Below are 15,651 nucleotides of genomic sequence, written 5' to 3'. Positions count from 1 at the left end.
CCGTCCCCAAACCTCGGAGCAGACGCGGCCCGAGCACCGTCCGACGCCGAGGGTGCGCCGAAACCTTTACGTACTCTTCGAGATGTCTTGAACAACGATGCGCCCCGAGGAGAGACCGGGCGTTCTGCACCGACGAAACCGCACAGACCCACACCATCCGTGTCCGCCTGGAGGCTTCACCGTGACTGCACAACTCGATCGCTCGTCCCCCGCCGAACCACCCGTACCCGCCCCGAGCCCCACACCGCGCGACCGGCTGGCGAGCGTCGCCCGGTACGACGTGCCCGCGTCTCTGGTGGTGTTCCTGGTGGCGGTACCGCTCTCCATCGGAATCGCGGTGGCCTCCGGCGCTCCCGTCATGGCGGGCCTCATCGCGGCCGTCATCGGCGGCATCCTCGCCGGTGCGCTGGGTGGGTCCCCGCTGCAGGTGAGCGGGCCGGCCGCCGGCCTGACCGTGGTGGTGGCCGAGTTGGTGAACCAGTTCGGTTGGCGCATCACGTGTCTCATCACGGTGTTCGCCGGTGTGCTGCAGGTGGCGCTGGGTCTGAGCCGTATCGCCCGCCAGGCGCTCGCCATCTCGCCGGTGGTGGTGCACGCGATGCTGGCCGGTATCGGTATCACCATCGCGCTGCAGCAGATCCACGTGCTGCTCGGTGGGGAGAGCCGGAGTTCCGCCGTCGCCAACATCACGTCCCTGCCTTCGTCGATCCTGAACGCCGAGGCGGCGCCGGTCGCCATCGGCGGCGTGGTCGTCGCGCTGATGCTGCTGTGGCCGCGCATCACCGGCCCACTCGGTAAGGTCCCCGGCCCGCTGGTGGCCGTGGTCGCGGGAACCGGTCTCTCACTGGCCTTCTCGATGAACGTCGAACGAATCGATCTGCCCGGCAACCTGATCGAGGCCGTGGAGTTGCCGGCATTCCCGGACGGGCAGTGGGCAGCGTTCGCGACCGGTGTGCTGACCATCGCGTTGATCGCGAGCGTCGAGAGTCTGCTCTCCGCAGTCGCCATCGACAAGATGCACTCGGGCAGACGCACCAACTTCGATCGCGAACTCATGGGTCAGGGCGCCGCCAACATGGTGTCCGGTGTCGCCGGCGGACTGCCCGTCACCGGCGTCATCGTGCGCAGCGCCACCAACGTCCGATCCGGCGCCCGATCCCCCGCTTCGGCTGTGCTGCACGGTGTCTGGGTTCTCATCTTCTCGGTCCTGTTCATCGGTGTGGTCGAGCTGGTCCCCTACGCCGCACTGGCAGGTCTGCTCGTCATGATCGGTGTGCAGCTGGTCAAGCTCGCGGACATCCGCTCGGCGACGAGGACCGGCGACGTGGTGGTGTACGCGGCGACGGTCGTCGGTGTCGTCACCCTCAATCTGCTCGAGGGTGTGCTGATCGGGCTCGCCATCTCCGTCCTGCTGGTGTTGCGCCGCGTGCTGTGGGCACGGGTGCGTGCCGAGCAGCTCACCGAGGACTCCTGGCGCGTCGTGGTGGAGGGATCGCTCAGCTTCCTGTCGCTTCCTCGCCTCACGCGGGTGCTGCAGTCCGTTCCTGCCGGCCGATCCGTGACGATCGAGCTGACCGTCGACTTCCTCGACCACGCGGTGTACGACGCGCTGCACGAGTGGACGAAGCAGTACGAGGCGACGGGCGGCACCGTCGTCGTCGACGAGGTCGGCGCCGTGGACATGGCGTCGGCCACGGCCGGGCCACCGAGACGCATGCCCCACATGCTGTCCGCGCGCACGTTCATGCCGTGGTCGCAATGGCAGACCGTCGACAGCCACTCCGGGCCGTTCACCGCCGACGCCGTCACCCCGGCGGCACTCCGGCCGGTCCTGGCCGGTGTCGAGGAATACCACCGTCGCAGCGCGTCGTCCATGCGCCCGCACCTCGAGAAGCTGAGCGAGTTCCAGGACCCGGACACGTTCTTCCTGAGTTGTGTCGACTCGCGCGTGCTGCCGAACACGATCACCAGCGCCGGACCCGGCGACCTCTTCACCGTCCGCAACATGGGCAATCTGATCCCGGTCGGTGATCCGGACACGTCGCTCGAGGCCGCTCTGGAGTACGGCGTGAACACGCTCGCCATCAGTTCCGTCGTGGTCTGCGGCCACTCCGGCTGTGGAGCCATGCGGGGGCTGCTCGCGGACGCCCACGACGCCGACGGGGTGGTGGGTGAGTGGCTCTCGCACGGCCGGGCGAGCCTCAGTGCGTTCCGGAGTGGCCACCCCGTCGCGCGGGATGCCGCAGAGCTGGGGTTCTCCGAGATCGACCAGCTCGCCATGGTGAACGTGGCAGTACAACTGCAGACCCTGTCGCGTCACGCCGTGGTGGGCAAGGCGGTCGCCGAGGGGAGGCTCAAGGTGGTCGGACTCTTCTTCGACATTCCCACGGCGCGGGTCGTGCTCGTCGACGCGGCCTCGGTCACCGAGCTCGATCAGGAGCAAGCGCAGAACTGACCAGGGTCTCCACGGGGCGCCGCGATGCACTGCATCGCGGCGCCCCGTCGCGTGTCCGGCGGCCGTTATCCGGACCGGATCAGAATCACTCGGCGGTTTCACCGGCGGATACCGACATGTGACCCAGGTCATGTTGATAACCCCAGCCATGGAGACCTGACACGCCCGACATGTCAAGTCGGCAGGACACGCCGAGTGCGGATTCATCCACAGAGAGAAAAATTGCGAAATCGCCCTGACGTGCACTGATGGGCTGTGTGATCTTGTTGCTGCACAGGTTCTGCACAGGTGGTCAACACGACTCGCCTGCGTTGTCCACACCCCGTCCACAGATTGCTCAACAGGCCCGTTTGGTGCTGGCGGACCGAGCACCTAACGTCCCTCCGGCACACCATCGACGGGCCTCGTCGACCGCCGGACAGCCGCTCGCGCACGCGCGTGCAGTCACCTGTTCGGACCGTGTCGGAGGCCGGGGGTACAACGTGGTGAGCACGGACTCGGCCGACACGGCCGAGGACGGACGAGATCTCCGGGGGCGAGCTTCGGTCGAGCGAGAGGGCGGCGAACTTCTGTGGCAGTCGTGGACGATCGGGGAACGAACGACTACCAGGGGCCGTCCGAGGCGCCCGGTGAGGACTTCGGTCGTCAGCCCCCTCAGGACATGGCTGCCGAGCAGTCGGTACTGGGCGGCATGCTGCTCAGCAAGGACGCCATCGCGGACGTCCTGGAGGTTCTGCGTCCCGGCGACTTCTACCGCCCGGCTCACCAGATGGTCTACGACGCCATCCTCGATCTGTACGGCCGTGGCGACCCCGCCGACCCGGTCACCGTCTCCGCGGAGCTCGAACGGCGCGGTGAGCTCAAGCGCATCGGCGGCCCGCCCTACCTCGTCACGCTGACGCAGACGGTCCCCACGGCGGCCAACGCGTCGTTCTACGCCGAGATCGTCGTCGAGAAGGCGATCCTGCGTCGCCTCGTCGAGGCCGGTACGCGCATCGTCCAGTTCGGCTACGCGGGCGCGGACGGTCAGGACGTGTCCGAAGTCGTCGACCGGGCTCAGGCCGAGGTGTACGAGGTCACCGAGCGGCGTACCGCGGAGGACTTCGTCCAACTCGAAGAGCTACTGCAGCCCACGATGGACGAGATCGACTCCATCGCCAGCCGCGGCGGCATGTCGAACGGTGTCCCCACCGGCTTCACCGAGCTCGACGAGGTGACCAACGGTCTGCATCCGGGCCAGATGATCATCGTCGCGGCGAGGCCTGGTGTGGGCAAGGCGCTCGCCCTCGACACGCCGTTGGCGACGCCCACTGGGTGGACGACGATGGGTGAAGTCGAGGTCGGGGACCACCTCATCGATGCGTCCGGATCTGCGACTCGGGTCGTCGCTGCGACCGACGTGATGGTCGGTAGGCCGTGTTACGAGGTCGAGTTCTCCGACGGCACGGTCATCGTGGCCGACGCGGAGCATCAGTGGCTCACGGATACCCGCGCATCGCGAAAGTCGGCGCAGGCTGCGGCTGCTCGATACAACAGGACCAAGAACCAAGGAACGTTCGCCGAGGTGCGAACCACCGAGCAGATCGCCGGTTCGGTCAGGTGCGCGACCAAGGACGCTCGACTGAATCACTCGGTGACCAACGCGAAGCCGATCCAGCGTCCGGACGCGGTCCTTTCCGTCCCTCCCTACACGCTGGGCGCGTGGTTGGGGGACGGCACCAGCGCTTGCGCGCAGATCACCTCCGACGATCCCGAGATCATTGCTCGGATCGAAGGTGAGGGGTTGGTGGCCGTTCGATCCGCAGCTGCTGAGTTGCGATACTCGATTCAGCTTCCCGCACCCGAACCTGTACCGGCCAAGTTCTGTACGGTGTGCGGAAAACGCTTCGTGCCGTTCTCTTCTCAGGTGCGTACCTGCGGCCGTTCATGCGGTGGCCGGGCTCGTTTCCAGGATGACGTGGTGGATCAGCCGCTGTGCCCGCTCTGCGGTGAGCTGTGCACCGGACTTCGGATGTGCCAGAAGTGCCGAAACGCCACGGGGACGGTGCAAGCTCGCCTCCGAACACTCGGTGTATTGAACAACAAGCACATTCCCATGGAGTACCTCAGGTCGTCGGAGTCGCAGCGGCGAGCTGTACTCGCCGGCCTGCTGGACACCGACGGGACCGTCACGGCAGGCGGATCCGCGCAGTTCAGTGTCACCAATGAGCGACTGGCACTCGACGTCGAGGAACTCATCGTCAGTCTGGGGTACCGAGTACATCGATCGACGAAGAGGGTGGCAGGACGCACCGAGGCGTCGTCGACGGCGTTCACACTTACCTTCTCGACCGATGATGTGGTCTTCGGTCTGCATCGAAAGCAGTTGCTGCACAAAGAGCGTCGTGCCTCGTCGAATGTGTCCAGGTCTTCGAGTCGCTTCATCGTCGACGTTCGTCGCGTCGACTCGGTGCCGGTCAGATGTGTCGAGGTCGATAACACGGACCACCTCTATCTCGCCGGTCGTTCGATGGTGCCGACACACAACTCCACTCTCGGAATGGATTTCATGCGCTCGTGCTCCATCAAACACGGCATGGCCAGCGTCATGTTCTCGCTCGAGATGAGCCGCACCGAGATCGTCATGCGTCTCCTCTCCGCCGAGGCCAAGATCAAGCTCGGCGACATGCGCTCGGGAAAGATGACGGACGACGACTGGACCCGCCTCGCCCGCAGGATGAGCGAGATCAGCGAGGCACCACTCTTCGTCGACGACTCCCCCAACCTCACCATGATGGAGATCCGCGCCAAGGCGCGGCGACTCAAGCAGCGACACGATCTCAAGCTCATCGTCATCGACTACCTGCAGCTGATGTCGTCCGGCAAGAAGGTGGAGTCGCGTCAGCAGGAGGTCTCGGACTTCTCGCGATCGCTGAAGCTGTTGGCCAAGGAGCTCATGGTTCCGGTGGTCGCCATCTGTCAGCTCAACCGTGGTCCCGAGCAGCGCACGGACAAGAAGCCGATGGTCTCCGACCTGCGTGAGTCCGGCTCGCTCGAGCAGGACGCCGACATGGTCATCCTGCTCTACCGTCCGGATGCGACCGAGCGCGACGATCCCCGCGGTGGCGAAGCCGACCTGATCCTCGGCAAGCACCGCAACGGACCCACGGCCACCATCACGGTGGCGCACCAGTTGCACCTGTCGCGCTTCGTCGACATGGCGCGCGGCTAGTCCGCCGAGGCCGGCCAGGAGATCGGGGCCGGCTGGGAGATCGGGGCAGGGCTACGAGATCGAGGCCGAGAAGGACACGTCGACGTCGTCGACGACCTTCATCGATCCGAGCAGCTGGGAGTAGGGCTTCACGCCGAAGTCCGTCTGCGTCACCACCGCGTCGAAGGCGACGTGCGTCGTCCCGTCGGAGGTGGAGACCGAAAGGTCGACGGTGTGCTCGCGTGTCACGCCGTGGATCGTCAGCGTGCCGTCGAGACGGTAGCCGTCCTTCGTCGACTCGACGGTGGTCGCGTCGTAGCGGATCTCGGGATGGTCCGACGCGTCCAGCGTGCCGAGGGCGTTGGACCGCGCGAGCATCTTCTCGGGGCCGAACATCGGTGTGACGCCGCCCTCGCCACTGACGACCTCCATGGAGTCGACGCGCACCCGAACCGTGACGGCCGTCGGAGCGCCGTCCGACTCGTCGACGGTGACGCTCCAGTCGCGGAACGCGATGGTCAGCCGGTGCCCCATCTTCGACGCTCGACCGGTCACCCCGGTGTGGACGTTCAGCGTGCCGTCCGCCGCGGTCAGGGTCCTGCTCGAGGTGGTCATCACCCGACTGTATCCGCGCTGCTGGGGCAGAATGCGTGGCCGTGACCACACATGGCTTCTCGGACTACGTCGCGCATCCCCGCCACGGGCCGCTGCCGATGATCCTGCTGGCCGTCACGGTCGTCACCGGTGCGATCGACGCGCTCAGCCTGCTGGCTCTCGGTCGAGTGTTCGTGGCCAACATGACGGGCAACGTCGTGTTCATCGGTTTCGCACTGGGCGGGGCGGCCGGTTTCTCGTTGTGGGGCTCGGTGCTCGCCCTGGTCGGATTCCTGGTGGGCGCGATGGTCGGTGGAACACTGATCACGCGGGCCGGTGGTCGACGAGATCATCTGCTACGCAACGCACTCGGGGTCGAGTTCGTCCTCGCGCTCGCATCGCTGATCGCCGCGATTCTCATGGTGGACGGTCCCGGCCGCGGATACGTCATCGTCGTGCTGCTCGCGCTGGGCCTGGGGCTGCAGAATGCGGCGGTGCGGCATCTCGCCGTCCCGGACATGACCACCACCGTGCTGACGATGGCCCTCACCGGCATCGGGTCCGATCTCCGGAAACGGGACGGGGCGGCTGTACTGCGTCGGCTCTCCTCCGTCGTCGCCATGTTCCTCGGTGCGATCCTGGGCACCGTGGTGGTGTTGCATTCGGGTGTGGTGGCGACGCTGGTGCTCGTGGCCGCGCTGTTCGCGGCGATCCTCGTGGTCGTGTGGGCGGTGGGGCGCCGCGAGCGACCATGGCAGGTCGCCGCCTGACGTCGGTCAGTCGAGGCTGACCGCGACCACCGTGTTCCGGCCGCGTCGCTTCGCGTCGTACAGCGCATGATCCGCGGACACGAGCAGCGGCGAGACGGACTGCGGGGCGTAGCTCGTCCAGGCCAACCCGATGCTCACCGTCGCCGTGCGCGACGAGAGGACGTGCAGCCGTTCGTGATCGCGGCGGATCGAGTCGGCGATGGAGGCGGCGTCCTCCTGATCCGCGTGCGGGAGGAGGATCGCGAACTCCTCACCGCCCATGCGCCCGGCGATCGCGTCGTCCGGTAAGGCACCGAGGATGCAGGCGGCGCTGCGGACCAACGCGATGTCGCCCACGGCGTGGCCGAGCGTGTCGTTGATGGACTTGAAGTGGTCGAGGTCGAGCATGAGCAGCGCGACCGGCCGCGAGTCGGTGATCAGGGTGTCGAGGCGCTGCTGGCTCCGTCGCAGGAAGGCGGCGCGGGAGAGGACGCCGGTGAGACTGTCGTACTCGAGGGCCTCGCGGAGCTTGTTCTGCACGGCCATCCGGTCCAGCGACACGGCGGCGACCAGCAGCGGTCCGAGTGCGACCAACGCGACGGACAGCACCGCGGAGGCGCCGTCCTGGCCGTCCGCGCCCAGCAGTCCACCGGTCTGGAGTTCCCCGCGTCCGAGGAAGAGCAGCGTCCACGCGGACCACAGTGCGGTGAGCAGCGCGGTGCCGAAGATGGGGATGCGGGTGGCACACCAGAGCAGCGCGGGCAGCGGCAGCGCGAGCAGCAACGGGCCCTGGACGATGAGACCGGCCAGCATCAGCAGGACGGTCAGCGCGATCGGTGCCGTCTCACCCGTGATCAGGCGCCGGAGCGAGGCGGGGCCGGTGCGGCGGCGCGGCGTCGACGCGCGGAAGGACAGGAGGACGGGGACGATCAGCAGGTAGCTGGTGAGCTCGGATCCGAACCAGCTCAGAGCCTCGACGGCGGGTGCGTGCGGTCCCAGCCGGCTGCTCGAGAGGGTGGCGACGGTCGTCGACAGGAGAGCGGCGGCGACGATGCCGAGGCACATTCTGGCGAAGTCCGCGGATCCCGCGAGGGTCATCGGCTCGGGGTGCCGCCGCCGGATCACCAGCGTGCCTCCGAGGACCCCGACGATGTTCGCGACATTGAACGCGACCGCAGCGTAGACGTCGGTACCCGAGACGAGGTCCGCGGTGACGAGGGCGAGCAGCGTTGCGACGGCCGCCGGCGCGGTGAAGGTGCGGGGCCAGCGTACGAAGACGCTCAGCGCCACCGCGTTGGCCACCCACACCGAGGCAAGAAGTCCCGGTGGCCGCGAATGGATTCCGATGATTGCCGCGATGAAGACGGCGGCGGTCAGGAGGGCGATGTCGGTCGCAGCGCGCGCGGCCGGACTGCGCATGTCCGGCTCGGGTGTCGCAGGCAAGGTCGTCCTTCGCATGGACGGGAACCCCCTGTGACATCTCAGTCGTCCCCAACGGCTTCGTTGTTATCGAGTGCAGTATCTACTACCGCAACCGCACGTGGCGACCGATGCGACAGACTGCTCACTCGCGCTGAGGCGCCGCGCTCGCCCACGTCTCCGGTTCCGGTACGGGGACCGATATTCAGTCCACTGCCGGTCGGTGGACTGGACTCGAGCAGCGGACGGGCGGACAGACTCGAGACATGAACGCCCGCGACCTCGCACTCCGGACCACCCTGCTCGTGGGTGGCCTCACGCTCTACGGCACGTCGATGGCCATGATGATCACCGGTGGTCTCGGGCTCAACCCGTGGGACGTGTTCCACCAGGGGCTGACCGCACGGCTCCCGATCAGTTTCGGGGCGATCACGGCGGTGACCGGCGTGATGGTGCTGCTGCTGTGGATCCCGCTGCGTCAGCGGCCGGGCATCGGAACCGTCGCGAACATCGTCATCATCGCGGTGAGCGTCGACCTCGCGCTGGACTGGCTGCCCGATGTCACCTCGATCCCGTCACGCGCAGCGCTGCTCACCGGAGGGATCGTCCTCAACGGTCTCGCCACGGCGGCCTACATCTCGGCCGGCCTGGGCGCGGGTCCGCGCGACGGCCTGATGACAGGACTAGTCGCGCGGACCGGACTGTCCGTGCGCCTGGTGCGCACGGCCATCGAACTCGCGGTGCTGGGAACCGGATGGCTCCTCGGCGGCACGGCCGGTGTGGGGACGGTGCTGTACGCGCTCGCGATCGGGCCGCTGGTGCACTTCTTCCTCGGCGTGATGCCCCAGAAGTTCACGGCCCAGAAGTTCACGGCCCAGAAGTTCACGGCCCGGAAGTGCACGGTGCGAGCAGGAGGAGATCACTCCTCGGTGGAGAGCTCCGAACCGGCCGACAGGATCCCGACCGAGACACCGTAGGGAAGGAAGCGGACCTTGCGATTCGGATCCACGTTGTCCCGGTGGGCACGCAGAGCATCGAGTTCGGTCGCGAAGACCTGATCGACGCTCGCCGACCCGTCGGAGTCGACGGAGTAGACGGCCCACACCCCGTCGCCCTTCTGACCCGTGGTCTCCGGCTCCGGGGTGGACTTGGTCGCGGCGGGCGTGAACATGCCGACCCACGGAGCGCCTCCGCCCGACTGATCGGCCATCTTCATGGCCTGGCCCAGCATGTCCCGCAGGCCCTCACCCGCTTCGCGAGCGACGCGCTCGAAGTCCTCGGGATCGAAACCGAACTGTCCTTTACCGCTCATGGTGTACCTCGCAGAGTGTGGTGTGACGGGCTTTACTCCCCCAACGACCGGTGAGCTTCATCCGTTCCCGGGTCAGCACGGCGCGGACGGGTACACCATGACGGCAAGTACCCCTCGACGAACGGACATCACCGCATGACGAAGCTTCTGTACGTGGTCACCGGATCGGATCACTGGACGCTGAAGGACGGGACCGCGCACCCCACCGGCTACTGGGCGGAGGAGCTCGTCGAGTCGCACCGGACCTTCACCGAGGCCGGCTGGGACATCGTCGTCGCGACGCCCGGTGGTGTGACCCCGACCGTCGACGAAGGATCGCTGGCCGTCGAGGCGAACGGCGGCGACGAGGCCAAGGTCGCCGACCTGAAGTCGTACCTGGAGTCGGTGAAGGACGTGCTCGCGTCACCCGCGCGCCTCGAGGATCAGACGGCGTCGTCCTTCGACGCGGTCTTCGTCCCCGGTGGCCACGGTCCGATGGAGGACCTCGCGGTGTCGGACGACTTCGGCGCCCTGGTCACCGAGTTCCTCGACTCGGGCAAGATCGTGTCGGCCGTGTGCCACGCACCCGCCGCGCTGCTGTCGGCGAAGCGCGACGACGGCAGCTGGCCCTTCTCCGGCTACCAGCTCACGGGCTTCACCAACCAGGAGGAGGAGCAGGCCGGACTGGCCGACAAGGCGCCCTGGCTGCTCGAGACCCGTCTGCGTGAGGGTGGAGCGAGCTTCTCGGCGGCGGATGCCTGGTCGCCCCACGTCATCGTCGACCGCACCGTCTACACCGGCCAGAACCCGGCATCGACCAAGGCATTGGCGGATCGGCTCGTCGCTGCTCTGAGCTGACGGCACCCTCGCTGACTCCCGGCGCCCGCTGACCCTCCCTGCCGCCCCCGCGAGTACGTCCACACTGTCGCGATTCCACGCCGATTCACGACGCTTCGGACGTACTCGCCGGGAGCGGGCGGGGGGGGGGGAAGGGGGTCAGACCATCGCGGCTGCAGCCCGCTCGGCCAGGTCGAGCAGCGGTTGCGGGAAGACCCCGAGCACCACGGTGGCGACGGCCGAGACGGCGACGGCCACGGTCGCGCCCGTTCCGTGGGTGATCGTCGCCGAGGGTCCCTCCGGTTCGGTGAAGAACAGCACCACGATGACGCGGATGTAGAACGACGCGGCGATGGCACTGCTGACGACGCCGACGATCACCAGCGCGGCACCACCGTCCTCGAGTGCGGCCTGGAAGACGGCGAACTTGCTCGTGAAGCCGCTCGTCAGCGGGATGCCGGCGAAGGCGAGCAGGAACAGCGCGAAGGCCGCCGCGGTCAGGGGCGACGATCGTCCGAGGCCCGCCCACCGGGACAGTTCGGTGACCTCGCCGCCCTGATCCCGCACGAGGGACACCACGGCGAAGGCGCCGAGTGTGCTGAAGGCGTAGGCCGCGAGATAGAACAGCGTGGCGGACACGCCCGCCGCTCCCGCGGAGACACCCGTGAGGATGAAGCCCGCGTGGGCGATCGACGAGTACGCCAGCATCCGCGTGACGTCGGTCTGCGTCACCGCGATCACGGCTCCCACGAGCATGGTGACGACGGCGACGGCCCACAGCATCGGCCGCCACGCGTCCTGGAGATCGGGCACGCCCACGACGAGAATGCGCAGCAGCGCGCCGAAGGCCGCCACCTTCGTGGCCGAGGCCATGAACGCGGTCACGGGCGTGGGTGCGCCCTGGTACACGTCGGGGATCCACGAATGAAACGGCACCGCACCGACTTTGAACAGCAGGCCGACGGCCACGAGACCGACCCCCAGCACGCCGAGAACCTGGTCCCCGTCGGCCACATCGGCGATGTCGTCGAGTCGGACGCTGCCCGCGTAGCCGTAGAGCAGCGCCGTGCCGAACAGGAAGAAGGCCGACGAGAACGCTCCGAGGAGGAAGTACTTGAGCGACGCCTCCTGGGACAGCAGACGCCGACGACGCGCGAGCCCGCACAGCAGGTACAGCGGGAGCGAGAGCACCTCCAGCGCGACGAACATGCTCAGCAGATCGTTCGAGGCCGGCAACACCATCATGCCGCCGACGGCGAACAGGGTGAGCGGGTAGATCTCGGTACGGGTGACCCGGGCGGTGACGGCACGGGCCTCGGCGACCGTGCCCGGCACCGTGGACGCCGCGGGCGTGAAGGCATCGACCGCAGCCACTTCGGGATGGTCGGACGAGCGATGCGCCATCAGTACGACCGACGCCGCGGACACCGCGACGATGACCCCCTGCAGGAACAGTGTGGGCCCGTCCACGGCCACCGACCCCACCGCGGCGACGGTGCTGGTTCCGGCCAGCGCGACGACGGCGGCGAACGCTGCCGCGAGTGCGCCGAGGGCGAGCACGAGGTGGGTGACGCGGCGCCGATCGGCGGGAACGAAGGCCTCGACCAGGACGCCGATCACCGCGGCCGCCAGCACGATGATCATGGGCGACAGCAGGCTGTACTCGAGGGACGGGGTGTCGATGGTCATGGCGCGGCCACTCCTGTCTCGAGTTGCTCGACCGATGTGCGTTCGACGGCCGGCGTGAGGATGTCCAGCGCGGGTCTCGGGTACACGCCCAGCGCGATGACGAGCACGAGAAGTGGAGCGACGACTGCGATCTCGCGCGGCACGAGATCGCGGATCCGTTCCGAGCCGGCGGCGACGGGCCCGGTCATCACCCGTTGATACAGCCACAGCACGTAGATCGCCGAGAGCACCAGCGCCGACGCCGCGATCACCGCCGCGACGCCGTAGCGCGGGAACGTTCCCACGAGGACCAGAAATTCGCTGACGAACGGGGCGAGTCCGGGAAGCGACAGAGTGGCCAGTCCGGCGACGAGGAACGTGCCGGCGAGCACGGGCGCCACCTTCTGCACACCCCCGTGGTCGGCGATGACCGCGCTCCCGCGCCGGGTGACGAGGAACCCTGCGACGAGGAACAGTGCGGCCGTGGCGATCCCGTGGTTCACCATGTACAGCGCGGACCCCGCCTGCGACTGGCTCGTCATGGCGAAGATGCCGAGGATGATGAACCCGAAGTGCGAGATGGAGGTGTACGCGATGAGGCGCATGATGTCGGTCGCGCCGATCGCCAGCACCGCGCCGTAGACGATCCCGACGACGGCGAGCGTGATCACCGCCGGCGCGAAGGTCGCCGACGACTCCGGGAACAGCTGCAGGCAGTACCGCAGCATCCCGAAGGTGCCCACCTTGTCGACGACGGCCATCATCAGTACCGCGGTCGCCGGGGTGCTCTCGGTCGCCGCGCCGGGCAACCAGGTGTGCAGCGGCCACAGCGGCGCCTTCACGGCGAAGGCCACGAGGAATCCCAGGAACAGCGCGTTCAGCACGCCGGGAGAGGCGCCGAGTTCGCCGGCCGCCGCGGCGTCCGCGATGGCGCGCAGGTCGAACGTGCCCGCCGAGAAGGGACTCGCATCCGAGGCGGTGACGACGTACAGGCCGATGACGGCCGCCAGCATGACGAGCCCGCCCGCGAGGTTGTAGAGCAGGAAGGTCACCGCGGCGGAACGCGCTCGTCCGGCATCACGGCCGAAGCCGCCGATGAGGAAGTACATCGGCACGAGCATGGCCTCGAAGAAGAGGTAGAAGAGCAGGATGTCGAGGGAGACGAACGAGACCATGACCATCGACTCGACGACGAGGATCAACGCGACGTAGGTGTGGGTGCGGCGTGAGCGCGACGCGGGCGGGGTGTCGTTCCACCCGGCCAGCAGGAGGATCGGGACCAGGACAGCGGTCAGCAGTACGAGAGTCAGTGCGATGCCGTCGATCCCGAGTGTGTAGCCCGCACCGAAGCTCGGGATCCACTCGTGCTCCTCCACGAACTGGTATCCCGGCGCGCCCGCCTCGAATCCGATCGCACACAGCACGGCGAGGATCAGCACGACGCACGATGTCGTGAGCCCCACCGCGCGGGCGGCCGCAGACCGGGTGGGCGGCACGGCGATCACTGCCAGCGCTCCGATCAGCGGGAGGAGCCAGAGCGCGCTCAGCACGGGAAGGTCGGTCATCGCGTCACTCCCAGTGCCACGGTCAGGGCGACGACCACCAGGACGGCCCCGGCGAACATCGAGAGGGCGTACGACCGAACGAACCCGTTCTGCCACCGGCGCAGTCGTGTGGAGGACTCCCGGACCGCGGTGGCGACGGCACTCACCACTCCCTCGACGCCGACGCGGTCGGCGGTGACCACCGCGGCGGTCGCCCGCTGACCCGGCCGCATGAAGACGGCCTCGTTCACCGCGTCCCCGTACAGATCTCGGCGAGCGGCCGCGGTGAGGACCGACCCCGTGGGTGCGGTCACCGGGACCGCCGATCGGCCGTACATGCGCACGGCCACGCCCACCCCCGAGGCGACGGTCACCAGCACCGCGAGGGTGACGGCCCACGCGGGTACGAGGTGTGCGGGGTCGTGTTCACCGACGACCGGTGCGAGCCATCCCTCCAATCGGGTGCCGATCGCGAGAAGCGCACCGGCACCGACGGATCCGACGGCCAGCACGATCATCGGGCCGGTCATGCTCGCGGGTGCCTCGTGCGGGTGGACTCCGCTCCGCCACCGCCGCTCGCCGAAGAACGTGAGGATCATGACCCGCGTCATGTAGAAGGCGGTCAGTCCCGCGCCGACCAGGGTGGCTGCGCCGAGCGCCGCACCCTTCGCACCGCCGGCGTCGATCGCGGCCTCGATGATGCCGTCCTTCGAGAAGAACCCCGAGAACGGTGGGACACCGATGATGGCGAGATAGGCCAGCCCGAACGTCACGTAGGTGATGGGCAGAACGGTGCGCAGTCCGCCGTACCGCCGCATGTCCGTCTCGTCGTTCGTCGCGTGCATCACGGACCCGGCGCCGAGGAACAGGCCGGCCTTGAAGAATCCGTGCGTGAGCAGGTGCAGGATCGCGACCGCGTACCCGGCGGGGCCGAGACCGGTCGCGAGAACCATGTACCCGATCTGGCTCATCGTCGACGCGGCCAGAGCCTTCTTGATGTCGTCCTTCGCGCAGCCGATGACGGCCCCGAAGAGCAGCGTCACGGCGCCGACCAGCACGACGACGTTCTGGGCGGCCGGGGACGCCTCGAAGACGGGCCCGGACCGGACGATGAGGTACACACCGGCGGTGACCATCGTCGCGGCGTGGATGAGCGCCGAGACGGGCGTCGGGCCCTCCATCGCGTCACCCAGCCACGATTGCAGCGGCACCTGCGCCGACTTGCCGCACGCGGCGAGCAGGAGGACGAGGCCGAGGGCGGTCGCGGTGCCATCGCCCATGCCGTCGACCCCGGCGAACACGTCGTCGTACGAGACGGATCCGACGGACGAGATCATGATCATCAGCGCGACGGCCAGTCCGATGTCGCCGACACGATTGACGACGAACGCCTTGCGTGCGGCCGAGGCCGCCGACGGCCGGGTGGACCAGAATCCGATCAACAGGTACGACGCGAGGCCCACGCCCTCCCATCCGACGTACAGGCCGAGGAAGTTGTCCGCCATGACCAGCAGCAGCATCGCGGCCACGAACAGATTGAGGTACGCGAAGAATCGGCGGCGCGCGGGATCGTCCCGCATGTACCCGATCGAGTACACGTGGATGAGGGTTCCGACGCCGGTGATGAGCAGGACGAAGCACACCGACAGCTGGTCGAGGCGGAGACCGAACTCGATCTGCAGCGACTCGACCGGAACGTAGGTGAAGACCGTCTGCGAGAGCGCGCGGTCCTCCGCTGCCCGCCCGGCCATGTCGACGAAGGCGACGACGGCCAGCGCGAACGACGCGAGCATCGCCGCGCACGCGAGGAGGTGGCCCCACGCATCGCTCCGGCGTCCACCCAGCAGCAGCACGACGGCTCCGGCGAGGGGAATGAGCGGCAGCAGAACCAGAGTCGTCGCCAT

The 15,651-nt window shown here is 68.1% G+C and carries 11 protein-coding genes; 5 read left to right on the top strand and 6 right to left on the bottom strand.

The window, feature by feature from the left end:
- Window positions 1–181: 181 nt before the first annotated feature.
- Window positions 182–2,455: a SulP family inorganic anion transporter gene (locus HQ314_RS10305; RefSeq protein WP_374197828.1), complete on the top strand. Its 2,274-nt coding sequence runs from the start codon at window positions 182–184 to the stop codon at window positions 2,453–2,455.
- A gap of 571 nt (window positions 2,456–3,026) precedes the next feature.
- Complete coding sequence (gene dnaB / locus HQ314_RS10300) at window positions 3,027–5,666, top strand: replicative DNA helicase (protein WP_222637870.1); 2,640 nt, start codon at window positions 3,027–3,029, stop codon at window positions 5,664–5,666.
- A 51-nt stretch (window positions 5,667–5,717) separates the two neighbouring features.
- Here dnaB and HQ314_RS10295 read toward each other — a convergent pair whose 3' ends face one another.
- The gene (locus HQ314_RS10295) at window positions 5,718–6,260 is read right to left on the bottom strand and encodes a YceI family protein (RefSeq protein ID WP_222649964.1); all 543 of its coding nucleotides are present in this window, start codon (window positions 6,258–6,260) and stop codon (window positions 5,718–5,720) included.
- Between the two features lie 41 nt (window positions 6,261–6,301).
- Between HQ314_RS10295 and HQ314_RS10290 the strand changes: the two genes are divergently transcribed.
- Window positions 6,302–7,009, top strand: coding sequence for a YoaK family protein (locus tag HQ314_RS10290; RefSeq protein WP_222649963.1), 708 nt, complete (start codon window positions 6,302–6,304; stop codon window positions 7,007–7,009).
- Between the two features lie 6 nt (window positions 7,010–7,015).
- Here the strand turns inward: HQ314_RS10290 and HQ314_RS10285 are convergent, their stop codons facing one another.
- Window positions 7,016–8,431 (bottom strand): diguanylate cyclase, encoded by a 1,416-nt coding sequence (locus tag HQ314_RS10285; RefSeq protein ID WP_222649962.1) that lies wholly within the window; start codon window positions 8,429–8,431, stop codon window positions 7,016–7,018.
- A gap of 242 nt (window positions 8,432–8,673) precedes the next feature.
- Here HQ314_RS10285 and HQ314_RS10280 point away from each other — a divergent pair, with 242 nt between their 5' ends.
- Window positions 8,674–9,384 (top strand): YitT family protein, encoded by a 711-nt coding sequence (locus tag HQ314_RS10280; RefSeq protein ID WP_222649961.1) that lies wholly within the window; start codon window positions 8,674–8,676, stop codon window positions 9,382–9,384.
- Here HQ314_RS10280 and HQ314_RS10275 read toward each other — a convergent pair.
- Window positions 9,327–9,719: a hypothetical protein gene (locus tag HQ314_RS10275; RefSeq protein ID WP_027506026.1), complete on the bottom strand. Its 393-nt coding sequence runs from the start codon at window positions 9,717–9,719 to the stop codon at window positions 9,327–9,329. The genes HQ314_RS10280 and HQ314_RS10275 overlap by 58 nt on opposite strands.
- A gap of 135 nt (window positions 9,720–9,854) precedes the next feature.
- On the opposite strand from HQ314_RS10275, the gene HQ314_RS10270 reads away from it, so the two are divergent.
- A complete protein-coding gene (locus HQ314_RS10270; protein ID WP_056440961.1) occupies window positions 9,855–10,556 on the top strand; it encodes a type 1 glutamine amidotransferase domain-containing protein in 702 nt (233 codons plus the stop codon).
- Between the two features lie 138 nt (window positions 10,557–10,694).
- Here the strand turns inward: HQ314_RS10270 and nuoN are convergent, their stop codons facing one another.
- The 3 genes from nuoN to nuoL are packed head-to-tail and all read right to left on the bottom strand — an operon-like array spanning window position 10,695 to window position 15,651.
- On the bottom strand, window positions 10,695–12,224 hold the full coding sequence (nuoN, locus tag HQ314_RS10265) for an NADH-quinone oxidoreductase subunit NuoN (RefSeq protein WP_222649960.1): 1,530 nt from the start codon (window positions 12,222–12,224) through the stop codon (window positions 10,695–10,697).
- Window positions 12,221–13,768: an NADH-quinone oxidoreductase subunit M gene (locus HQ314_RS10260; protein ID WP_027506029.1), complete on the bottom strand. Its 1,548-nt coding sequence runs from the start codon at window positions 13,766–13,768 to the stop codon at window positions 12,221–12,223. The genes nuoN and HQ314_RS10260 overlap by 4 nt, the downstream gene beginning before the upstream one ends.
- Window positions 13,765–15,651, bottom strand: a complete 1,887-nt coding sequence (nuoL, locus tag HQ314_RS10255; RefSeq protein ID WP_222649959.1) for an NADH-quinone oxidoreductase subunit L — start codon at window positions 15,649–15,651, stop codon at window positions 13,765–13,767. The genes HQ314_RS10260 and nuoL overlap by 4 nt, the downstream gene beginning before the upstream one ends.

The organism is Rhodococcus sp. BP-332 (assembly GCF_019836065.1).
In the GTDB taxonomy this organism is placed as follows: Bacteria; Actinomycetota; Actinomycetes; order Mycobacteriales; family Mycobacteriaceae; genus Rhodococcoides.
This window is presented reverse-complemented; position numbering and strand designations above follow the sequence as displayed.